General features: G+C 56.7%; 11 protein-coding genes, 1 tRNA gene and 4 pseudogenes. 15 read left to right on the top strand and 1 reads right to left on the bottom strand.

All coding sequences use genetic code 11. The features are described from left to right. Positions 1-27: 27 nt before the first annotated feature. The gene (locus JNO11_RS19090; RefSeq protein WP_010257434.1) at positions 28-621 is read right to left on the bottom strand and encodes an HD domain-containing protein; all 594 of its coding nucleotides are present in this window, start codon (positions 619-621) and stop codon (positions 28-30) included. Positions 622-683: 62 nt separating this feature from the next. Here JNO11_RS19090 and JNO11_RS19085 point away from each other — a divergent pair, with 62 nt between their 5' ends. The 15 genes and pseudogenes from JNO11_RS19085 (at position 684) to bcsD (ending at position 22,351) form a co-directional block, all read left to right on the top strand. Next, positions 684-1,148 carry a MarR family transcriptional regulator gene (locus JNO11_RS19085; protein WP_010671641.1) on the top strand — a complete coding sequence of 155 codons (465 nt, stop codon included), beginning with the start codon at positions 684-686 and terminating at the stop codon, positions 1,146-1,148. Between the two features lie 95 nt (positions 1,149-1,243). Beyond that, positions 1,244-1,672, top strand: a complete 429-nt coding sequence (locus JNO11_RS19080; protein ID WP_010257431.1) for an organic hydroperoxide resistance protein — start codon at positions 1,244-1,246, stop codon at positions 1,670-1,672. Positions 1,673-1,993: 321 nt separating this feature from the next. Beyond that, positions 1,994-3,685 (top strand): kdo(2)-lipid A phosphoethanolamine 7''-transferase, encoded by a 1,692-nt coding sequence (eptB, locus tag JNO11_RS19075; protein WP_010257429.1) that lies wholly within the window; start codon positions 1,994-1,996, stop codon positions 3,683-3,685. A 125-nt stretch (positions 3,686-3,810) separates the two neighbouring features. Continuing rightward, positions 3,811-3,887: transfer RNA gene (locus tag JNO11_RS19070), tRNA-Pro, on the top strand. A gap of 987 nt (positions 3,888-4,874) precedes the next feature. Beyond that, positions 4,875-6,485 carry a dipeptide ABC transporter periplasmic-binding protein DppA gene (gene dppA, locus JNO11_RS19065; protein ID WP_010671642.1) on the top strand — a complete coding sequence of 537 codons (1,611 nt, stop codon included), beginning with the start codon at positions 4,875-4,877 and terminating at the stop codon, positions 6,483-6,485. Between the two features lie 171 nt (positions 6,486-6,656). Continuing rightward, positions 6,657-7,678, top strand: a pseudogene (gene dppB, locus JNO11_RS19060) (dipeptide ABC transporter permease DppB). 10 nt (positions 7,679-7,688) lie between these two features. Next, positions 7,689-8,591 carry a dipeptide ABC transporter permease DppC gene (gene dppC / locus JNO11_RS19055; RefSeq protein ID WP_010671643.1) on the top strand — a complete coding sequence of 301 codons (903 nt, stop codon included), beginning with the start codon at positions 7,689-7,691 and terminating at the stop codon, positions 8,589-8,591. A gap of 12 nt (positions 8,592-8,603) precedes the next feature. After that, a complete protein-coding gene (dppD, locus tag JNO11_RS19050) occupies positions 8,604-9,590 on the top strand; it encodes a dipeptide ABC transporter ATP-binding protein (RefSeq protein ID WP_010257423.1) in 987 nt (328 codons plus the stop codon). Next, a complete protein-coding gene (gene dppF / locus JNO11_RS19045; RefSeq protein WP_022624835.1) occupies positions 9,580-10,602 on the top strand; it encodes a dipeptide ABC transporter ATP-binding subunit DppF in 1,023 nt (340 codons plus the stop codon). The genes dppD and dppF overlap by 11 nt, the downstream gene beginning before the upstream one ends. 919 nt (positions 10,603-11,521) lie before the next feature. Next, positions 11,522-12,112 (top strand): cellulose biosynthesis protein BcsO, encoded by a 591-nt coding sequence (gene bcsO, locus JNO11_RS19040; protein WP_187494912.1) that lies wholly within the window; start codon positions 11,522-11,524, stop codon positions 12,110-12,112. Continuing rightward, positions 12,103-12,907 (top strand): annotated as a pseudogene (gene bcsQ, locus JNO11_RS19035) (cellulose biosynthesis protein BcsQ). Before bcsO ends, bcsQ begins: the two are co-directional and overlap by 10 nt. A gap of 49 nt (positions 12,908-12,956) precedes the next feature. After that, positions 12,957-15,069 (top strand): annotated as a pseudogene (gene bcsA / locus JNO11_RS19030) (UDP-forming cellulose synthase catalytic subunit). Beyond that, positions 15,066-18,080 (top strand): cellulose biosynthesis cyclic di-GMP-binding regulatory protein BcsB, encoded by a 3,015-nt coding sequence (gene bcsB / locus JNO11_RS19025; protein WP_325177597.1) that lies wholly within the window; start codon positions 15,066-15,068, stop codon positions 18,078-18,080. The pseudogene bcsA and the gene bcsB overlap by 4 nt, the downstream one beginning before the upstream one ends. Positions 18,081-18,091: 11 nt before the next feature. Further along, positions 18,092-21,907 carry a cellulose synthase subunit BcsC-related outer membrane protein gene (locus tag JNO11_RS19020; protein WP_325177596.1) on the top strand — a complete coding sequence of 1,272 codons (3,816 nt, stop codon included), beginning with the start codon at positions 18,092-18,094 and terminating at the stop codon, positions 21,905-21,907. Then, a pseudogene (gene bcsD, locus JNO11_RS19015) lies at positions 21,907-22,351 on the top strand (cellulose biosynthesis protein BcsD). Before JNO11_RS19020 ends, bcsD begins: the two are co-directional and overlap by 1 nt. Positions 22,352-22,353: the final 2 nt, after the last annotated feature.

Here is a 22,353-nt window from a genome sequence, read left to right as displayed (position 1 = left end):
AAGAACCCGCCGCTGGCGGGTTTTTTATTAGCGTAATTCGCTGTATTTAGCCGCCTGTCTGGCAAACCAGCTCTCCGGCACGCTATAGGGCGGCTCCCGCAACTGTGCGAGTCCGCTTTCAATAATCATTGAAGCCTGCTGCCATAACTGCGCATCTCCCTGCTTCAGCAACTCAATCTGTATCTGCTTTTCAACCAGGTAGACCCGCGCAAAGTCGGGATCAAAACGCACAATCGCGCGGGTGTTATCGATGATGTCAGCCAGTTTGATGGTTTGTGCCTCAGGACTGGCGCTGGCTGTATGGCGGAAGTGCGCCAGTTTACGGGCCGTCCGATTTTTTGCCCCAGCGGGTGCGCTGTTGGTCAGCATCTCTACCAGGCTTGCCACGCGCGTACCAAAGTGGGTTTCGATATCGCTCTGTGTGGTTGCGGTATCTTCCACGGTATCGTGCAGCCAGGCCGCCGCTAACAACGCGTCGTCATGGCTGACGCTGCGCACCAGTTCCACCACCGCTGCCGGATGAACAATATAAGGCTCATCGGTATATTTGCGGCGCTGTCCGGCACTGGCATGTGCCTCGGTGGCGAAGCGACGCGCCTGTTCTTCCAGTGAATCCTGCATGCCTTTCCCCCTGACAAAAAGTTTGCTTGCAATTATCTAGCGCGCTATCTATATTATTAACCATGAACTGTGATCAAGATGACAAAAAAGTGAAAACGATGCCACTGTTGGTCGATCAGCACCTCTGCTTTGCGCTTTATTCTGCCAACCTGGCGATGAATAAAGTCTATCGTCAGTTGCTGAGCCAGCTCGACATCACCTATCCTCAATATCTGGTCATGCTGGTGTTGTGGCAGAAAGATGATGTCACGGTGTCAGAGATTGGCGAGCAGCTTTTTTTAGACTCGGCAACATTAACGCCACTTCTGAAGCGACTGGAAAGTGCAGGCCTGATTAACCGGCAGCGAACCCGTCAGGATGAACGCCAGGTAGCGGTGACGCTCACCGAAGCCGGGCAGGCGTTACGGGCCAGGGCTGAAGCCATTCCTGAAGCGGTTAAGTGTGCCACAGCCTGTGATGATGACGCTCTGCTGGCGCTGAAATTACAGCTGGATGGGTTGCGAGATAACCTGAATAAGTCACGATAAATATTGCTGACGGGTGCGCGGCACCCGTTAAACCTCACCGCCTGATTACGGCTGTATAAGTAGTGGGCGATTAAATAGCGTAACGGAGAAATGTCATGTCTTTAGAACAAGTGGTTTACCGCGCCAAAGCCAAAGCAACCGGTGGTCGTGATGGTCGTGCAACCTCTTCTGACGGTGTACTGGACGTGAAACTGGGCGTGCCAAAAGAGATGGGCGGTGCAGGCGGCGAAGTGACTAACCCTGAGCAGCTGTTTGCTGCGGGCTATTCTGCCTGCTTCCTGGGCGCGATGAAGTTTGTGGCGGGCCGTGACAAGATCACCATGCCAAAAGACGCCTGGATCGAAGGTGAAGTGGGTATCGGCCCTATCCCTGATGGTTTTGGTATTGAAGCGACCCTGAACATTCACCTGCCAGAGATGGATGAAGCAGAAGCGCAGAAGCTGGTTGATGCGGCACACATCGTTTGTCCTTACTCAAATGCCACCCGCAACAACATCGATGTCACGCTGAACATTATTCGCTAAGCGTGCTGCGGGCCTGAAATGATCAGGCCCGCACTTTTCTTCCTCTGTCATTTTCTCTCTCCTGCTGCTGTCTGCAACAGCCCACCCGGCCGTTCCTGTCCGATGTGTACAAAAAATGTGCTAATCAGGTCGGCAACGATTATTTTCTGGTCTATCAAACGCGACCATGTTTTACTGAGCCACCTCGCGTTATAGCCTATAAATCCGTTCAGAATTTTCCTTCATCTTGTCCGGTCCGCTTATTCAGCGAACTCTGCCGCGTTTCGGCAGTCACATAAAAGATTTGGTCAAGCGCTTCACACCGGAGAAACACCTTTTTTCATGAATTACATTAAAACCCTGACTCAGCAGAAGTTATCGCTCTTGCTGGCGCTCTATCTCGGTATCTTATTGAATTTGCCGATTTTCTATCGTCGTTTTGACGGTTTTCTCAGGCACTCTACGGTTACGAACTGGCTGACTGCCGTCACCGAGGTAGTGGCCATTGTGGTGCTGACTTTCTTCCTGATGCGTCTGCTGTCGCTGGGAGGAAAGTGGTTTTATCGCGTGCTGGCCACGCTGATTGTTCTGATTTCGGTTGCCGCCGCCTATTACATGGCGTTTTTTAACGTGGTGATTGGCTACGGCATTGTGGCTTCGGTGATGACGACTGACACCGATCTCTCTAAAGAGGTGATTGGTTACCATTTCATCCTGTGGATGGTGCTGGTCAGCGCGCTGCCACTGCTGATGATCTGGCGCAATAAGCTGAGCATGACGCTGAATGAACAGCTGCGTACGCCGGGACAGCGCCTGAAACCTACCCTAATCATGCTGCTCTGCGTGGCACTGGTCTGGCTGCCGATTCGTTTTTTCGACAAGCTGCAGAAGCATAACGAAGAGATCACCAACATCGATCTGCCGAGTTACGGCGGTGTGGTGGCGCACTCTTATCTTCCTTCGAACTGGCTGGCGGCTGTGGGCCTGTTTGCCTGGACCCGTGTGGATGAGTCGCTGAACAGCCAGGAACTGCTGGATCCGGCGAAGAAGTTTACCTACGTCGCGCCTGCCGGGCTTGATGATACCTATGTGGTGTTTGTGATTGGCGAAACCACGCGCTGGGATCACATGGGGATGCTGGGCTATGAGCGTGACACTACGCCGAAGCTGTCGAAAGAGAAGAACCTGGTGGCATTCCGGGGCGAGTCCTGTGATACCGCGACCAAGCTGTCACTGCGCTGCATGTTCGTGCGCGAAGGCGGCACTATGGATAATCCGGGCCGCACGCTGAAAGAGCAGAATGTGTTTGCGGTGATGAAAGAGCTGGGCTTCACCTCTGAGCTGTTTGCGATGCAGAGCGAAGTCTGGTTCTACGACAACATCAATGCCAACAATTTTGCCTTCCGTGAGCAGATTGGTTCAGAGAAGCGTAATCAGGGCAAAGCGGTGGATGACATGCTGCTGGTGCCGGAGATGAAAGCGTCACTGGATCGTTTCCCGAAAGGTAAGCATCTGATTGTGTTGCACACCAAAGGTTCGCACTACCTCTATTCACAGCGTTATCCGCGCAGCTTCGCGAAATATCAGCCGGAGTGTATGGGCGTGGATGAGACCTGCAGCAAAGCGCAGTTGATCAACGCTTATGACAACTCGGTGCTGTATGTCGATAGCATGCTGGATAGCGTGCTGGATCAGCTGCGTGATAAGAAGGCGATCGTCTTCTATGCCGCCGACCATGGTGAGTCGATTAGCGAGAATATGCACCTGCACGGCACGCCGCGTGAGATGGCTCCGCCTGAGCAGTTCCGTGTGCCGATGATGGTCTGGGCGTCAGATAAGTATCTGGAAGATAGTCAGAACCGCAGCAACTTTGAGCGTCTGCAGGCGCAGCAGCGCGTGGGCCGGACCCATCGCCACGTTGAGTTGTTCGATACCATCCTGGGCTGTCTGGGTTACACCTCGCCAGATGGCGGCATTAACCCGGCCAACAACTGGTGTCAGGCACCGGGTAATGGTCAGGCTAAACCGCTGTAATAGTGGTCGAAAAGTGTAAAGCAGGCGGCTGATTCCCAGTAACCGCGTGCTTTCCAGGCGATTGGCGGCAAAAGCATAAAAAGCGGTTGACGCTGATCGGGGGTAGCAGTAACATGCGCCCCCATCGGCGAGTAGCGCAGCTTGGTAGCGCAACTGGTTTGGGACCAGTGGGTCGGAGGTTCGAATCCTCTCTCGCCGACCATATTTAAGAAACCTGTCTGAAAAGACAGGTTTTTTTTCGTCTGAAGAAAAGTGGATGAAAGGTACGGATTTACCGTTGAGCGGGCTTCAGGGAGCATACGTCTGGCAGACGCATCAGGTACTTACAGAAGCATCTCAGACAGCTGACAGATCCAAACCAGAGTGACGCTGACAGCAATCAACAATCTTAAGGCGAAGGGAACAGGGGCAGAGGAGGAAAGCGTCCCACGCCATGGACGGCGTGGGCCGAGCGTCCAGGGATGGTTTAAGCGCCTTTCCGATCTGACCGTGTTCCCGAAGCAGTCTCGATCTGACAGCCATTCATGCCACATCCTCTTCCCTGAACCTTCCCTCGCTTTCAGCCTCTGGCTATGATTTTCCAGAAAGTTCCAGTAAACCCCATCCACCGCGCATTCCGTTTACCAGCCGTTGTTATCATCACTTACCCGCTGGCAGGCCTTGCCATATAAGAGATGCGATCATAATTCGCGACACATTCTTCTTATGACCGAAAGCGGCAACATGCTGATTTCTTATGCTTCTTTACCAGCATATTCCGCTGGATGAACGTCATAACGCACGGTGAATCGTTCAGTTATTCAACATTTGCCGGTAAAAGTTTTAAGTTTTTTAGCGGTGAGAATCACTAGCGATAGAACAACCATCCAGCACAATGCACGGAAATCAGACCAGCAGCGCTGTGCATTGTATGGCTTTTAGGCCGAAAGGGTTTTTATTACCGTTGCATGCTATCCCTCACACTCTGTGTAAATAAGTAACCGTTGTATTGACGTTCTTTGCAACTGTTGACAAATTGATGCGTCAATAAACGCACAGTTACGGAATTTTCTGAATGCACCATCTGCATAAGAAAAAACAAAAAAAACGTAGCGTGCTTTAACCACCTGTTCGGTGGTACGCCTGAACCGCATAAAAAAATCAGAGGTCGGGCAATACACACAACATCACATCACAATGGAGCAAAAGCATGATCAACTCCCTGGCTAAATCCGGGATGCTGAAGGTCGGTCTGAGCCTGATTGCTATGACTGTCGCCGCCGGTGTTCAGGCAAAAACCCTGGTCTACTGTTCTGAAGGTTCTCCGGAAGGCTTTAACCCGCAGTTGTTCACCTCGGGCACCACCTACGATGCCAGCTCACGTCAGATCTACAACCGACTGGTTGAGTTCACTATCGGCACCACCGAACTGCACGCTGCGCTGGCAGAGAAGTGGGATGTCAGTGAAGACGGTAAAACTTACACCTTCCACCTGCGCAAAGGCGTGAAGTGGCAGACCACCAAAGATTTCAAACCGACGCGCGACTTCAATGCGGATGATGTGGTGTTCACCTTTGAGCGCCAGCTGGATAAAAACAACGCCTATCACGGCGTCTCCGGCGGCAGCTACGAATATTTCGAAGGCATGGACATGCCGAAGCTGATCAGCAAAATTGAAAAAGTGGACGAGAACACCGTGCGCTTTGTGCTGACGCGTCCTGAATCGCCGTTCCTTGCAGACCTCGGCATGGACTTCGCCTCGATTCTGTCGAAAGAGTACGCTGACAACATGCTGAAAGCGGGCACCCCGCAAAACGTCGACCTGAATCCGGTCGGTACCGGTCCGTTCCAGCTGCTGCAGTACCAGAAAGATTCGCGCATCCTTTACAAAGCTAACCCGGATTACTGGGGCACCAAGCCGAAAATCGATCGCTTAGTCTTCTCCATTACCCCGGATGCTTCAGTGCGTTACGCCAAGCTGCAGAAGGGCGAGTGTCAGGTCATGCCCTATCCAAACCCGGCTGACATCGCGCGTATGAAGCAGGACAAAAACATCAACCTGTATGAGCAGGCTGGCCTGAACGTCGGCTATCTGTCGTACAACGTTGAGAAAAAACCGCTGGATAACCTGAAAGTGCGTCAGGCACTGACCATGGCGGTCAACAAAAAGGCGATTATCGAAGCCGTTTATCAGGGTGCAGGTCAGCCTGCTAAAAACCTGATCCCACCAACGATGTGGGGCTATAACGACGACGTAAAAGACTACGCCTACGATCCTGAGAAAGCCAAAGCGTTGCTGAAAGAAGCGGGCATGGCAGACGGCTTCTCAATTGACCTGTGGGCAATGCCGGTTCAGCGTCCTTACAACCCGAATGCGCGCCGCATGGCTGAGATGATCCAGAGCGACTGGGCGAAGATTGGCGTCAAAGCCAAAATCGTCACCTACGAGTGGGGCGAATATCTGAAGCGCGCCAAAGCAGGCGAGCACCAGACCGTCATGATGGGCTGGACCGGCGACAATGGGGATCCGGATAACTTCCTGGCCACCCTGTTCAGCTGTTCAGCGGCAAAAGATGGCTCTAACTACTCGCGCTGGTGTGATAAATCCTTTGAGGATCAGATTCAGCCAGCTCGCGCCACCGCCGATCAGGCGAAGCGCATCGAGTACTACAAGCAGGCACAGGTTGTGATGCATGACCAGGTACCGGCGCTGATGATCGCGCACTCAACGGTATACGAACCGGTCAGCAAGAAAGTCTCCGGGTACAAAGTCGATCCGCTGGGCGGACACTACTTTGCTCAGGTAGACATTAAAGAATAATTGTCGCCTTTTCCGGGGCGGCTGCGCGTCGCCCCGGCTTTATCTCCCTGTTTTACTGGAAACGGTAGAGGCGCAGCCTGTCTGCGTCGCGGTCGGGCCTACCCGATCGTCAGATGTAAGCAATAACTACCCTCGCGGCGACGGTCGCGCGGACAAGAGAGAACCCGGATTATGCTGCAGTTCATACTCCGACGTCTGGGCCTTGTCATCCCAACGTTTATCGGTATTACATTACTCACCTTCGCATTTGTTCACATGATCCCCGGCGATCCGGTACTCATCATGGCGGGCGAACGCGGTATTTCTCCTGAACGCCATGCACAGTTAATGGCGCTGTTAGGTCTGGATCAGCCGCTGTGGAAACAGTACCTGAACTACATTAACGGCGTATTACATGGTGACCTGGGCATTTCACTTAAGAGCCGCATCCCGGTCTGGGATGAGTTTGTTCCGCGCTTCAAAGCGACGCTGGAACTCGGCATCTGCGCCATGATATTTGCCGTGGCCATTGGTATCCCGGTTGGGGTCATGGCTGCCGTGAAGCGGGGGGTCGATTTTCGATCACACCGCCGTGGGGATCTCACTGACCGGCTACTCCATGCCGATCTTCTGGTGGGGCATCATGCTGATCATGCTGGTCTCGGTACAGCTCAACCTGACGCCGGTTTCCGGGCGGGTCGGCGACACCGTCTTCCTGGATGACACCATGCCGCTGACCGGCTTTATGCTGATCGATACCTTCTTCTGGGGGGGAGCCGGGCGACTTCCACGATGCGGTGATGCACATGATCCTGCCTGCCATCGTGCTCGGCACCATTCCGCTGGCGGTGATTGTGCGAATGACGCGATCGGCGATGCTCGAAGTGCTGGGTGAAGATTACATCCGTACTGCGCGTGCCAAAGGCCTGACGCGGATGCGCGTGATCGTGGTGCATGCGCTGCGAAACGCCATGCTGCCGGTGGTGACGGTAATCGGCCTGCAGGTCGGCACCTTGCTGGCCGGGGCGATTCTGACCGAAACCATCTTCTCGTGGCCGGGCCTGGGTCGCTGGCTAATTGAAGCGTTGCAGCGCCGTGACTATCCGGTGGTGCAGGGCGGGGTGCTGCTGACAGCAGTACTGATTATTGTGGTCAACCTGCTGGTTGATCTGCTGTATGGCGTGGTTAACCCGCGCATACGTCATAAGAAATAAGGGGGGCATCATGTCTGTTGTTGATCCCGGCAGCGTTACCGTTGCACCCAAGCCGATGACCCCGTTTCAGGAATTCTGGCACTACTTTAAACGTAACAAGGGCGCCGTTGTGGGCCTGGTCTACATCATCATTGTGTTGCTGTGCGCCATTTTTGCCGATGTGCTGGCCCCGCATGCCCCTGCTGAGCAGTTCCGCGATGCGCTGCTGCATCCGCCGGTCTGGCAGGAAGGCGGCAGCTGGAGCTACATTCTGGGCACCGACGATGTAGGCCGCGATGTGCTGTCGCGTCTGATGTACGGCGCGCGCCTGTCGCTGCTGGTTGGCTGTCTGGTGGTGGTGCTGTCACTGATTTTCGGCGTGATATTTGGCCTGCTGGCCGGTTATCTCGGCGGCGTGGTCGATGCCATCATCATGCGTGTCGTCGATATCATGCTGGCGCTGCCCAGCCTGCTGCTGGCGCTGGTACTGGTCGCCATCTTTGGCCCTTCGATCGTTAACGCCTCTATCGCGCTGACCTTTGTGGCGCTGCCGCACTATATCCGTCTGACCCGCGCGGCGGTGCTGGTGGAAGTGAACCGCGACTATGTGACCGCCTCCGGCGTGGCCGGTGCCGGTATGCTGCGCCAGATGTTTGTGAATATTCTGCCTAACTGCCTTGCACCATTGATCGTGCAGGCTTCATTAGGTTTCTCCAACGCCATTCTCGATATGGCGGCGCTGGGCTTTCTCGGTATGGGTGCGCAACCGCCAACGCCGGAGTGGGGCACGATGCTCTCCGACGTCCTGCAGTATGCGCAAAGTGCCTGGTGGGTAGTGACCTTCCCTGGATTGGTCATTCTGCTTACCGTGCTGGCATTTAACCTGATGGGCGATGGTTTGCGTGATGCACTCGACCCGAAACTCAAGCAGTAAAGAGGCACCGAGATGGCGTTATTAAATGTAGACAAACTATCGGTGCATTTCGGCGACGATAAAGCACCGTTCCGTGCGGTTGACCGCATCAGTTATCAGGTTGAGCAGGGCCAGGTCGTGGGTATCGTGGGTGAGTCCGGCTCCGGTAAATCGGTGAGTTCCCTGGCGATCATGGGGCTGATCGATTTCCCCGGCAAGGTGATGGCTGAGAAGCTGGAGTTTAACCAGCGCGACCTGCAGAACATCTCCGAACGTGAGCGCCGCCAGCTGGTGGGCGCCGAAGTGGCGATGATTTTTCAGGACCCGATGACCAGCCTGAATCCCTGCTACACCGTAGGTTTCCAGATCATGGAAGCGATCAAGGTGCATCAGGGTGGCAATAAACGCACCCGGCGTCAGCGGGCGATCGACCTGCTGAATCAGGTTGGTATTCCCGATCCCGCGTCACGGCTCGATGTCTATCCGCACCAGCTGTCGGGCGGCATGAGCCAGCGTGTGATGATTGCCATGGCGATCGCCTGTCGGCCTAAGCTGTTAATCGCCGATGAGCCGACCACGGCGCTCGACGTGACCATTCAGGCGCAGATCATCGAACTGCTGCTGGAGTTGCAGCGGCAGGAGAACATGGCGCTGATCCTGATTACTCACGATCTGGCGTTAGTGGCAGAAGCGGCGCACCACATTATCGTGATGTATGCCGGTCAGGTGGTGGAAAGCGGGAAAGCGACCGATATCTTTAAGGCGCCGCGCCATCCTTATACGCAGGCGCTGCTGCGTGCGCTGCCGGAGTTCGCGGCCGATAAAGCACGCCTGGCCTCGCTGCCTGGCGTGGTACCGGGCAAGTATGACCGCCCGATTGGCTGTCTGCTTAATCCACGCTGCCCCTATGCGACTGACCTTTGTCGTCAGGAAGAACCTGAACTGCGCACCATTCCAGGACGCCAGTCCAAGTGTCACTATCCGCTGGACGATGCCGGGAGACCAACTTATGAGTCATGAAACCACTAAAGATCAGTTCCTGCTGCAGGCGATTGATCTGAAGAAGCACTACCCGGTGAAGAAGGGGCTGTTTGGTCAGGAGCGTCTGGTCAAAGCGCTGGATGGCGTCTCTTTTAATCTGGAACGCGGCAAAACGCTGGCGGTGGTAGGCGAGTCAGGCTGTGGTAAATCCACGCTGGGCCGCCTGCTGACGATGATTGAAACCCCGACCGAAGGGCAGCTTTACTGGCACGGTCAGGATCTGCTGAAACATGATCCCCAGGCGCAGAAGCTGCGTCGCCAGAAAATCCAGATCGTGTTCCAGAACCCGTACGGCTCACTCAATCCACGCAAAAAAGTAAGCCAGATTCTGGAAGAGCCGCTGGTGATTAATACCCAGCTGACCCGCGCGGAACGCCGCGAGAAGACGCTGGAGATGATGGCAAAAGTCGGCCTGAAAACCGAGCACTACGACCGCTACCCGCACATGTTCTCAGGCGGGCAGCGTCAGCGTATCGCCATCGCACGTGGGCTGATGCTCGATCCGGACGTCCTGATTGCCGATGAGCCGGTTTCGGCGCTCGACGTGTCGGTGCGTGCCCAGGTGCTTAACCTGATGATGGATCTGCAGCAGGATATGGGGCTTTCTTATGTCTTTATCTCGCACGATTTGTCGGTGGTGGAACATATTGCCGATGAGGTGATGGTGATGTATCTCGGCCGGTGCGTTGAGAAGGGCAGCAAAGAGGCGATTTTTGCCAACCCGCGCCATCCTTATACTCAGGCTTTGCTGTCAGCGACGCCGCGTCTGAATCCTGACGACCGTCGTGAGCGCATTAAGCTGACCGGCGAGCTGCCCAGCCCGCTTAATCCGCCGCCGGGCTGCGCCTTTAATGCGCGCTGCCACCGACGTTTTGGCACCTGCGTGCAGCTGCAGCCGAAGCTGAAAAACTATGGCGGACAGGAGATTGCCTGCTTCGCGGTTGATCAGGATGAGAATCAACCGGTCGGCGTGGCAGAAAAGGTCAACTGAGGATTGGCAGCGCATTCTGGTGTTTACAGACCGCACAAAATTGAAAGCGATGGGAGCACAGGCCTGTAGCAAAACATTGCGCTCCCCGGACAAAAACGCCGGGAGCGTTTTTGAACAACGCAACGCGTTGGTCCGGCTACGGGCGCACCTCAGGGATGAGGTGCGTACTAAAAACACCGGGAGCGTTTTTGAACAACGCAACGCGTTGGCCCGGCTACGGGCGCCCCTCAGGGATGAGGTGCGTACTAAAAACGCCGGGAGCGTTTTTGAACAACGCAACGCGTTGGCCCGGCTACGGGCGCCCCTCAGGGATGAGGTGCGTAATCGCCCGCGCTGAGCCTGCCAGGGATGGCGTCTTTTGCGTCTTTGCTTAAGGCGTATGCCCCCCTGAGCCTGTTCGCGATCTTAACTCCCCAGCCGAAGGCTCCTTTCTGGAGCCTTTTTTTTATCTCAACTCAGCTGCAAGCCGCACTGCTGGCAGGTCAGCGAGCACTTTCTGGTTATTCCTCCTCTTTTTCCGTTATCAGTCTTAACCTGTTTTTCTTCTGGCGATATTTGCAGTGAAAAAAGATAAATAGCCTCAATCACTTATGGCAGAAGTGCGATTTTTTTTGCGCCTGCGGCAGCCTGAACGCTCTTTGAAACGCTGTTTACAGGAGTCAGCCTGGCAGTGCCAGAGGTTGTAAGAGCGGTATTTTCTGAAAAATTATTAAAACAGTGCTAATGAATTTAACTTAAGTATTACTTATTAATTATCAGCGGCAATGACTCAGCAGAGGCTTTATTCCGCCACTATTGAATCTTTATGATTAAACAATTTGATTGAAATTGCTTTTTTTGTAATCAGGTTTTTCTGACTGATATTAAAGGGATGTGTTATATTCCAGGAAAATTCCCACCTTGTTGCAGGCCATGGCCAATGAAGAATAATTACGATGATTTGCAGCGTTTTAAAGAGAAAACGCAAACGCTCGACATCGACTTTAAAGATATGTCTGGCCAGACGCAGGAAGCGGCGGAACACAGTAAATGGGCATTGATTCGCCAGCTGGCGAAAGAAGAACATCAGACACCGTTTGGCGGCGGCGAGCGTATTGACCTGCCGCAACCTCAGCCGCTGCGTGGTGATGAGTTTACGGCTCCACCGCCTGGGGCACCGGCACGACATACCGCACTCACTGCGCAACCGGCAATGGCAGCTCGCACCTCGATTCTCGATAGCCTGTCAGGCAGTAACCTGCCAGCAACCAGCACGACTGAACGCGGCCCTTCATCACTCTTTCCGCCACCGCCGCCACTGCAAAAAGTGGCCGTGGCTGAGCCTGCGACCCCGCTGCGTGCTGAGCCGGTCCGGCCTGCCACCGTGGCGGAGCTACAGCCCGTCGTCGCACCTACCGCCACCCATTCTGAGCCAGGACGATTTGGTGCGCTGTTCCGCTCGCGCGAGATTAATCTGCCGAAAGAAACCTTACTCAAACCGTTACTGGAGAAGATTGCGCTATGCCATTAGTTTGTGTGTGCTCGCCGAAGGGGGGGCGTGGGGAAAACCACGCTGGCGGCGAATCTGGCCTGGAGTCTGGCGCGTTCCGGTAGCAAAGTTCTGGCGATTGATTTTGATGTGCAGAATGCACTGCGTCTTCACTTTGGCGTGCCGCTTCATGATGGCCGCGGATTTGTGGCGCGCTCAGAAGAGCAGGCGGACTGGAGCCAGTCGATTCTTACCACTGGCGGCAATATCTTTGTGCTGCCCTATGGCGACGTCACGGAGCCGCAGCGCGAACGGTTCGAAGAGAACCTGATGAAAGATCCCCACTTTATTAAGCGCGGTCTGGATACGGTGCTCAATTATCCTGGTCTGGTGATCGTGGCTGATTTCCCGCCGGGCCCGGGCCCCGCCCTTAAAGCAATGACGGCGCTGGCCGATATGCATTTAGTGGTGATGTTAGCCGATACCGCATCAGTATCGTTATTACCGCAGATTGAAGAGAACCGGATGATCGGTAAGCCTCTCAATAATAAGCAGGGTCACTATTTCATCCTTAACCAGTGTGACAACCGCCGGAATATCAATCGCGATGTCACCGCGTTTATGCAGCAGCGCCTGGGCGATAATTTACTGGGCGTGGTTCACCGTGATGAAAGTGTAGGTGAAGCCAATGCTTCGCAGCAGTCTGTTTATGATTTCAGTCCCGCCTCGGCAGCGGCATTTGATATTGAACTGATCGCGAAAAGGGTCAGCAGCATTCTGAATATCACCGTGGGTAATGGCGAAGTTCAGGCTCCCATCCGCACAAACCACTTTTAGTCGGCTTCTGCCAGGCGACTGACTTACACAGCTCTTCTCAGGGTGAATCATGAGTAAAATCGGGTTTTACCTGCTGCTGCTGGTGCTTGCACCCGTTGCGGCGGTGATCATCATTACGCCAATGGACAGCCAGAAACAGTATATTTTTGGTCTGATCAGCATCGGCATGATGTTTTTATTGGGTTTCAGCAAGAGCCGCAAAATAACGGTGGTGATGGTGGTTCTCTCTGCGCTGATGTCCAGCCGCTATATCTGGTGGCGGACCACCGAGACGCTGCACTTTAATTCCGAAGTTGAAGCTATCTTAGGCATTGGCTTATATCTGGCGGAGCTGTACGTCTGGCTGATCTTAATTCTTGGCTTCCTGCAAACCACCTGGCCATTAAAACGCACCATCGAACCCTTACCGGACGACACCAGCCTGTGGCCGACGGTCGATATTTATGTGCCTTCCTACAATGAAAGTCTTGATGTGGTGCGCGACACCGTACTCGCAGCGCAGTGTATCGACTACCCGCGTGACAAAATCAGGGTCTATCTGCTGGATGATGGCAAGCGCAGCGAGTTTGCCCGCTTTGCGGCGGATGTCGGCGTGGGTTATATCACCCGTGACGACAATAAACATGCCAAAGCCGGGAACCTCAACCATGCGATGAAAATCACCAAAGGTGAGCTGATTTGCATCTTCGACTGCGACCACGTGGCGACGCGCACCTTCCTGCAGGCGACGGTCGGACCGTTCCTGAAAGATCCGAAGCTGGCGCTGCTACAGACGCCGCACTACTTCTATTCTCCCGATCCCTTTGAGCGTAACCTGCGCGCAGCACGCAGCATTCCAAACGAAGGCTCGCTGTTTTATGGCCCGGTGCAGCAGGGTAATGATAACTGGAATGCCACTTTCTTCTGTGGCTCCTGTGCGGTGATCCGTCGTTCAGCGCTGGAAGAGATTGGCGGTTTTGCCGTTGAAACCGTGACCGAAGATGCACACACCGCCCTGAAAATGCAGCGACTGGGCTGGGGCTCAGCCTTTTTTGTCGATCCCGCTGGCTGCCGGTCTGGCAACAGAACGTCTGGGCCTGCATATCATTCAGCGTACCCGCTGGGCGCGTGGCATGACACAGATTTTCCGCGTCGATAACCCGCTGTTTGGCCGTGGCCTGAAGTGGCAGCAGCGTCTTTGCTATCTCAACGCCATGCTGCATTTCCAGTTTGGCCTGCCACGCGTTGCCTTCCTGACCGCACCGCTGGCTTACCTGCTGTTTAACCTGAATATTATTCACTCATCGGCCTCGCTGATCTTTGCCTATGTGCTGCCCCATCTGGTGATGTCGCTCTACGTTAACTCACGGATGAATGGCCGTTTCCGTTACACCTTCTGGGGTGAAATTTATGAGACGGTGATGTGCTTCCATCTGGTGATCCCGACCATTCTGACCCTGCTGTCGCCAAAACATGGCAAGTTTAACGTGACCGATAAAGGCGGCGTGCTGGATCAGGGCTTCTTCGATTTCCACATTGTGCGTCCGCATGTGATTGTGGCGCTGCTGCTGGGCATTGGCATTGTAGCCGGCGTGGTGCGCGCCGTGATGCATGACTATTTTGGCGTCGATCCTTACGTTATCGCGCTCAACGTCGGCTGGGCGATCTTCAGCCTGATCATTCTGATGGCGGCGATTGCCGTGGCGCGCGAAACCAAGCAGGTGCGTAAAACCATCCGTGTTGAAGTGCAAATCCCGGCGATTATTCATTACGCCAGCGGCATTTCATCGCGCACCCAGACCAGCAACCTTTCGATGGGCGGCGCGCAGCTTGATGCACCCGATGGACGTCATGAAACTGATGAGATTGAAGAGATTGATCTGCTGCTGAAATCCGGCGCGATCACTATCCCGGTCAGTCAGATTTCCGGCGATGATGAGAGCATCCGTCTGCGCTTTGAGGCGATGCCGCTGGCGCGTCGTCGCGAACTGGTCCGTGTGGTGCTGGCTCGTGCTGATGCCTGGATTCAGCCGGAGTATAAGCAGGACAACCCGCTGATTTCGCTAGGCACTATTATCCGTACCGTCTTTGAGCTGTTCTGGCTGACCTGGAAAGGCCGCCACGATAAACGTAAAAATGTCGACCCGGTTGCTGCGGCGGCGAAAGAGGATGGGGCGGCATGAAGATCCTGACGCAAATTCTGCTGGCCAGTTCACTGACCGCAGCGTTATGGCTGACGCCCGCTGGCGCGGAAACGCCGGTTGCTACTGATAACAGCAGTGCTGCGCCGGTAAACAGTTCAGCTCCGACGCCGCCTGATGCTGTTTCCAGCACACAGCCTGCCAGTGCGCCGGTAAACAGTCCGGCTCCGACGCCGCCTGATGCTGCTTCCACCACGCAGCCTGCCAGTGCGCCGGTAAACAGTCCGGCTCCGATGCCGTCTGATGCCGTTTCCGCCACGCAGCCTGCCGATGCCACCGTCAGTGCACCCGCGACAAATCAGGCTCCGGCCAGCGATGCGGCATCTGTGGCACCCATAAATAATGGTTCCACCCAGACGGCAGGTTCAGACCAGGTAGCCGCCCCGGTCAGCGGTGGAGAGTCTGCAATGCCGTCAGTGTCACCTGCGGCAAATGCGCCATCTGCGACACCGTCCGCAGAATCTGCACCGGCATCGGCGCTTCAGAGTGCATCACCCAATGCCATGGCACCCCCGGTGAACGCCTCTTACGCCCCAGGTAGCGAGGCGACATCACGAACTCAGCCATCTTCAGTGACCGGTGACGCGGCCTCAACGCCTCAGACCGCGTCATCGACCGGTGAGGCGGCGGCTTCTGCCCAGACCACCGCGCCGATGGCCGCCACCGGCGCGGTGACCCAGGACAGCAGCGCGCTGTCCGCGGTGCCCCTGCCGCAGGGCCTGAGCAGTGCCGATCCCGCGCTGGAAGCGGCCGCCAGTGCGCTGCCCTACGCGCCAGGTCAGGTAGCTGCACCGGTTGCAGAAGCGCAGCCGCCGATCGCGGCTGCCATCAATCAGCCAATCAGTAGTGTTATTTCAGTGGCCCAGATGGGCCAGTCGCGCGGCATCACGCTGACCGGCGGCCAGCTTCAGTCGGGCATCACCTTTACCCTGCCCGGCGATGAAGTCATCACCAATGCGCGACTTAATCTGACGCTGCGCGTCTCAGCTGCGCTGGCGGCACGCAATACGTCGCTGCAACTGATGCTGAATGGTCAGCCGCTCGGCACGCTGCCGCTGGGTGCGACGGACAGCGATGTCAGCGACTATGAGCTGGATATTCCGGCGGCGATGGTGGTGTCGGCGAACAATCTGAGTTTTAAAATCAATGATGCGGACAAGTTGCTGTGTGAAAGAGAGAGCGCACAGCAGTATCAGGTCACCATTCTGCCGAACACATCGCTGCACCTTGAGGGTCAGAAGCTCAATATCGGCACCAGCCTGCGTAATTTCCCGCGCCCCTTCCTGGATCCTCAGCGGATGACGGCGTCCACCGTGACGGTGGGCTTTGCCAGTCATGTTTCAGCCGATGCTGTCAGCGCGGCGGCACTGGTGACATCCTGGCTCGGCATTCAGAGTGATTATCGCGGCATCCGTTTCCCGGTGGTGCGCGGCGAACTGCCGGAACACAACGGCATCCTGTTTGGTCATCCTGGTGACCGGATCGGCACCCTGACTTTCCCGGCCAGTAACGGTCCGATGTTGCAGGTGGTGGATAATCCCAATAATCCGGTTTACAAATTGCTGCTGGTCAGTGGCAACAATGAGGAGCAGTTGCGTCAGGCGGCGAACCGTCTGACGACGCAGCCACTGACGACGGATGAGAGTCATCTGCAGGTCCCCGCACAGACTATTGCAAACCGCAAACCTTACGATGCCCCGCGCTGGATTAACACTGACCGTCCGGTACGACTGAGCGAACTGCTGCGTAAAGATCAGAGTCTGACCAGTAGCGGCATCTGGCATGATGCGCTGCGTGTTAACTTCCGCGCCGCGCCTGATTTGTTCCTGTGGGATGGCGACACAGTGCCGGTCAATCTGCACTACCGCTTCCCGTCTGAAAGCTGGATCGATGAGGATAATTCCTTCCTTAACGTCATGCTCAACGGTACTTTTCTGCGCAATCTGACGGTGAACAAAGTCGGCCTGCTGGAGAACGCCTGGCACCGTCTGGGCGGTGATGCGCGTCAGGAGCAGTATCAGCTTAATCTCGAACCCTACCTGATCTATGGCGATAACCAGCTGGCGCTCTACTTCAATATCAAACCGCGGGCTGATGCGCCCTGCGGTGTGTTACTGAACAACAACATCAAGAGCCGGATTGAAGAGGATTCATGGATCGATCTGAGCCATACCCGTCACTTCAGCATGCTGCCGAACCTCTCTTACTTTGTGGGTGCCTCTTTCCCGTTCTCACGTCTGGCCGATTTCAGCCAGACCACGCTGCTGCTGCCGGAAACGCCCAGCGATGCTGAACTGTCAACGCTGCTGGATCTGGCGGCGCGGGCTGGTAAAGCCACCGGTCTGGCGCTGACACAGAATCAGGTACTGTTTGGCCTGCCGACTGGCGGCACCCATCTGGCGCGCATACAGCAGAGCGATCTGCTGGCGGTGAGCACCACCGGCAACAGCGCCTTTAACCAGGCGATGCTGGCGGCTTCCCCTTATGACGCGACTGGCAGCACCTTTGGGGTGAAAGAGCCCGATACGCTGGAAAAATTACGCGGCTGGCTGACCGGTGACTGGAGTCGTCAGCAGCTGGATGCCGATCGTTATTTCTCCTCCAACGAAGCGTGGCGAGGCTTCCTCAGCTATCGATCGCCATGGAACCGCGATCGGCTGGTGGTGATGACGGTGGCAACCAGCGACGATCAGCTGTTGCGACTGCATAACGATTTGAGTTCAGCGCAGATTAACGCCGGCATTCGTGGCGATACCGCGATTATTACCGATGAAAACGGCATTCGCAGTTTCCGCGTCGGCGCGCAGTTCCCCAGCGGTGAGTTGCCCTGGTACATGATGGTGGTGTGGTATGCCAACCAGCACTCGGTGCTGCTGGCGGTGGCGGCGATGCTGCTCTCCGCGCTGATGGGCAGTGCGGCCTGGGTGATGCTGAAGCGTCACGCCTGGCGACGTCTGAACCCTAAGCAGGACCGTGATTCCGGCAGGAAGTAAGGATAATAATAATGAAAAAAAATCTGTTAAGTGCCGGTATCCGTAAGGCGTTGCTGCTGGGCAGTGCGCTGGCCCTGTCACAGCCGCTGCTGGCGGCGGAAAGCGCCAACCCGGCGTTGCAGGCGCTGTTCGATCAGGCCTCTTACTGGCATCAGAAAGCGCATGACGACCTGGCGACAGCCTCACTGCAAAAGGTGCTGATGGTTGAACCCAACAACACTCAGGCGCTCTACCTGCTGGCGCTCTATTCACAGCAGGGTGGCGACACTGCGGCGGCGGCGCAGTATCGCGCCCGTCTGAGTCAGGTCTCCCCCAACGATCCGCATCTTGGCGAGCTGGATAACGCGCGCCAGATGCAGACCATTCCGCAGGCGCAGCTTGCGCTGGCGCGTCAGCAGGCGCGCAGCGGCAATATTCCGGCGGCGTTACAGACCTGGCGCAACACCTTCAGCGGCAATGCGCCACCACCCAGCGTCGCGGCAGAATATTATCTCACTATGGCGGGCGACCGTACGCTGCTGCCGCAGGCGGTTGAGGCACTGCGCCAGTTTGCGGCTCAGCATCCGCAGGACACCGGCGCACGGCTGGCGCTGGGTAAAGCGCTGACCTATCAGGAAACAACCCGTCGCGAAGGCATTGAGGTGCTGAGTTCGCTGGCGAGCGGTAATCAGGATGCCGACCGCTCACTGCGTCAGGCGCTGCTGTGGCTCGGTCCGCAGCCGTCAGATGCGGCGCTCTATCAGACCTGGCAGCAACGTCATCCGCAGGACTCCGCCGTCATCGACTACTACCGTAAAAACGTCGGCGGCGCAGAAAAAGGGGCCGGATTCAGCGCGCTGAACAGCGGTGACGTCGGCGGTGCGCAGTCCAGCTTTGAAAAAGTACTGGGTGCGAATCCGCAGGATGCCGATGCGTTAGCGGGCATGGGCTATGTGGCCCAGCGAGCCGGACGTTATCAGGAAGCGGCGGATTATCTGCAGCGGTCTGCTCAGCTCGGCGGCGATCAGGGTTCATCGCGTCAGCAGCAGGCTGACGATGCGCGTTTTTATGCACAGCTGGCCAGCGCCCAGCAGGCACTGAAAAGCGGAGACACGGCGCAGGCGCTGACATTAAGCGAACCGCTGGTGCAGGCTGACGGCGAAAAAGGGCTGGCCGCCAGACTGTTCCGCGCCGACGTGCTGCGCCGCACCAATCAGCCACAGCAGGCGGAGCAACTCTATCGCACTATTCTGCAAAGCGATGCGGATAACCGCAGCGCCAAAGAGGGACTGTTCTACGTTCTGCGTCAGCAGAATCGGGGCACCGAAGCTAACACGCTGCTGGGTGCATTGCCGGACAGCGTACGCCAGAGCGTCACGCCACGGGCCAATGAAGCCGATGCGCTGCGTCAGCAGGCGAAGCGTCAACTGGCGGCCGGTAACAATGCCGCTGCCATCGCGACGCTGCAGCAGGGTATTCAGCGTTATCCCACGGATGGCTGGCTGCGGCTCGATTTAGCCCGGCTCTATCGTCAGCAGGGCGACACGCTGCTGGCGGCCAACGTGATGCAGCCGGTGATGCGCAACGGGGCCAGCACCAGCGAACTGTATGCCGGTGCGCTTAACGCCAGCGAAAGCGGCGGCTGGCAGCAGGCCAGCACGTTGCTGTCGCGTATTCCCGCTAACGCGAAGACGGCGGCGATGCGTGAACTGGCGCAGCGGGTTAATTTCAATCTGCAGATGAGCACGGCCGACCAGTATCTGGCGCAGGGCGCGACGGCTGCCGCCGCCAATACCCTGAAGGCGCTCACGGTTAATCCACCCACCAACCCGGTTGATGCCGGAAACCTGGCGCAGAAGCTGGCGCAGGCGGGCGATCTCACCAGCGCCGTTTCGGTGGTGCGGACTAACCTGCAGCGTGGCGTGCAGGGCAATGCGGGCGATTATGCCGCGCAGATGACGGTACTGAATCAGGCGGGCCTCGGCAGTGAGGCGCAGCGCTTCCTCAGCAATCCGGAACTGCAGGCGCGCAGTACGCCAACGCAACTGGCCGGTATTCGCAATGGCTATCTGATAAACGAAGTGGATCGTCTGCGGCAGCAGCGTCAGTACGCGGTGGCGTATGACAAGCTGATTGGTGCACTGCAGCAGGATCCGCAGAACCGCGATCTGATGTTCGCGATGGCCCGTCTCTACCAGGACGGCAAGATGAACCGGGATGCGGGCGTGGTCTATGACTACCTGATGACCCAGGATACGCCGACGCAGGATGCGCGCGTCGGGGCCATCAACGTCGCGCTGGCGCAGAACAATGTGCAGCGCGCTAATGAGCTGAGTCGCGGCCTTAACAGTACGACTCAGACACCGGATCGTCTGCTGCTGCTGGCGCGGGTCGCGGAAGCCAATGGCGAGCATTCTCAGGCGATGGCTTATCTGCGTTCAGCGCGCGGTCAGCTGATTGGCCTGCAGGGCGCGCAGCCTGGCAGCGTGCCGACCGTGGGCGGACTGGCGCTGGCGGATAATCCGTTTATCAACCGTGATACTTCGCCGGTGGGACGTTCACCATCCAGCTACGGCACCGTGCTGCCTTGGCAGGCGGCACCGGCGGGCGTTGCCGCTGGCGTGAAGACGCAGGGCGAACCGGCCGCGGGCAGCGAAACCGTTGCTCAACAGTCACAGATTCTGCACGACGTCGACACCATGATGGATTCGCTGCAGGAAAAAACCGGCAGCTGGAGTCAGGGCATGGTGCAGGTGCGCGGGCGTGATGGCGAGTCGGGCCTGAGCAAGCTGACGGAAGCCAAAGCGCCGCTGACCTTCTCTACCGTGCCGTTTGAAACGGCGCGCCTCGACTTTACCGCCACGCCGGTCTCACTTACGGCGGGCAGTGGCGCAGCCGATGCCTGGCGCCGTTTCGGCACTAATGCGCTGAGTCAGGGCAGGGTGGTGGCTGCAGGCGGTGCAACGGTGAATGACCTGCCGAACGCCACCACCGATTCGCAAACCGCTTCGGGCGTGGAGCTGAATCTGGCGCTGAAGGGCGACAGCTATAAAGTGGATATCGGCAGTACGCCGCTGGGCCAGGATCTCAGTACTCTGGTCGGGGGCGTACAGTGGTCACCGAAACTCACCGACTTCCTGACGCTGATCCTGACCGGTGAGCGCCGCGCGATTACCGACAGCCTGCTCTCTTACGTCGGCGCAGAAGATAAAACCAGTGGCAAACGCTGGGGACGCGTCACCAAAAACGGCGCTAACGCCCTGTTAAGCTACGACAATGGCGATGCCGGCTTCTATGCTGGTGCGGGCGCGTACAGCTATCTCGGCGAGAATGTCGCCAGCAACAACAACCTGCAGGCAACAGCCGGCGCCTACGTCCGTCCGTTCCACACTGAGGATCGCGAGCTGAAAGTCGGCATGAGCCTGTCGTGGATGGACTTCTCAAAGAACCTCAGCTACTTCAGCTACGGTCAGGGCGGCTACTTCAGCCCGCAGAACTATGCGTCGGTCTCGTTCCCGATAGAGTTCTCACGCAAGTTTGACGATCTGAAAGTGAATATTGGCGGTGCAGCCGGTTATCAGACCTACAGTCAGGATAAGAGCGCGTACTTCCCGTCGGATGCCAGCCTGCAGTCAGAGCTGGAATCCCTTGCCGCCAGCGGCAGCGTGAAAGACGCTTACTACTCCGGCGGCAGCAAAAACGGCATCGGCTACAACCTGCACGCCGGGGCGGACTACAAACTTAATAAAGATGTGACGATTGGCGGCCAGCTGGGTTATGACACCTTTGGTGACTACAACGAAAGCAGCGCACAGCTCTATGTCCGTTACCTGTTCGGAGAGAAGTAATGAGTGAGCATTCGGGGGTATCGCATCCTTATCAGCCAGGCTGGTTTGACCTGGTCAGCGTGCTGATTGACGGGATGATCGCCAACGCCGGTCAGCAGGAGGCGGAAACCTTTCTCTATAAGATGGGGGGAATCGCTGGCGACCCGCTATCCTTTGCCAGAGTCGCGTACCGTGCAGGATCTGGAGCGCGAGTGCAATCTGCAACTGGCGCGGTTTAACTGGGGCTTTGTGCAGCTTCAGCCGGAAGAGAAGGCGCTGCTGATTGCCTGTCACGCCTTACCGGCAGGCGACAACATCCACTCTCCAGCTGACTGGCAGGCGGCGTTTGGTGCGGTGATGGCCGGACTTTTTTCGGGCTGGTTGCAGGGCCAGGGCGGCAGCAGCATTGTGCCGGTTACGCTTGAACTCAACGATGGCAGCACGCTGCACTATCGATATCAATAGGA

The organism is Pantoea sp. 1B4, assembly GCF_016925765.1.
In the GTDB taxonomy this organism is placed as follows: Bacteria; Pseudomonadota; Gammaproteobacteria; order Enterobacterales; family Enterobacteriaceae; genus Pantoea; species Pantoea agglomerans.
Note: the sequence above shows the minus strand (reverse complement) of the source record. Positions and strands in the feature narration are given on the sequence as shown.

Coding starts and splice junctions, on each gene's coding strand:
- JNO11_RS19090 (WP_010257434.1), bottom strand. CDS start 621: ATGCAGGATTCACTGGAAGAACAGGCGCGTCGCTTCGCCACCGAGGCA.
- JNO11_RS19085 (WP_010671641.1), top strand. CDS start 684: ATGAACTGTGATCAAGATGACAAAAAAGTGAAAACGATGCCACTGTTG.
- JNO11_RS19080 (WP_010257431.1), top strand. CDS start 1,244: ATGTCTTTAGAACAAGTGGTTTACCGCGCCAAAGCCAAAGCAACCGGT.
- eptB (WP_010257429.1), top strand. CDS start 1,994: ATGAATTACATTAAAACCCTGACTCAGCAGAAGTTATCGCTCTTGCTG.
- dppA (WP_010671642.1), top strand. CDS start 4,875: ATGATCAACTCCCTGGCTAAATCCGGGATGCTGAAGGTCGGTCTGAGC.
- dppC (WP_010671643.1), top strand. CDS start 7,689: ATGTCTGTTGTTGATCCCGGCAGCGTTACCGTTGCACCCAAGCCGATG.
- dppD (WP_010257423.1), top strand. CDS start 8,604: ATGGCGTTATTAAATGTAGACAAACTATCGGTGCATTTCGGCGACGAT.
- dppF (WP_022624835.1), top strand. CDS start 9,580: ATGAGTCATGAAACCACTAAAGATCAGTTCCTGCTGCAGGCGATTGAT.
- bcsO (WP_187494912.1), top strand. CDS start 11,522: ATGAAGAATAATTACGATGATTTGCAGCGTTTTAAAGAGAAAACGCAA.
- bcsB (WP_325177597.1), top strand. CDS start 15,066: ATGAAGATCCTGACGCAAATTCTGCTGGCCAGTTCACTGACCGCAGCG.
- JNO11_RS19020 (WP_325177596.1), top strand. CDS start 18,092: ATGAAAAAAAATCTGTTAAGTGCCGGTATCCGTAAGGCGTTGCTGCTG.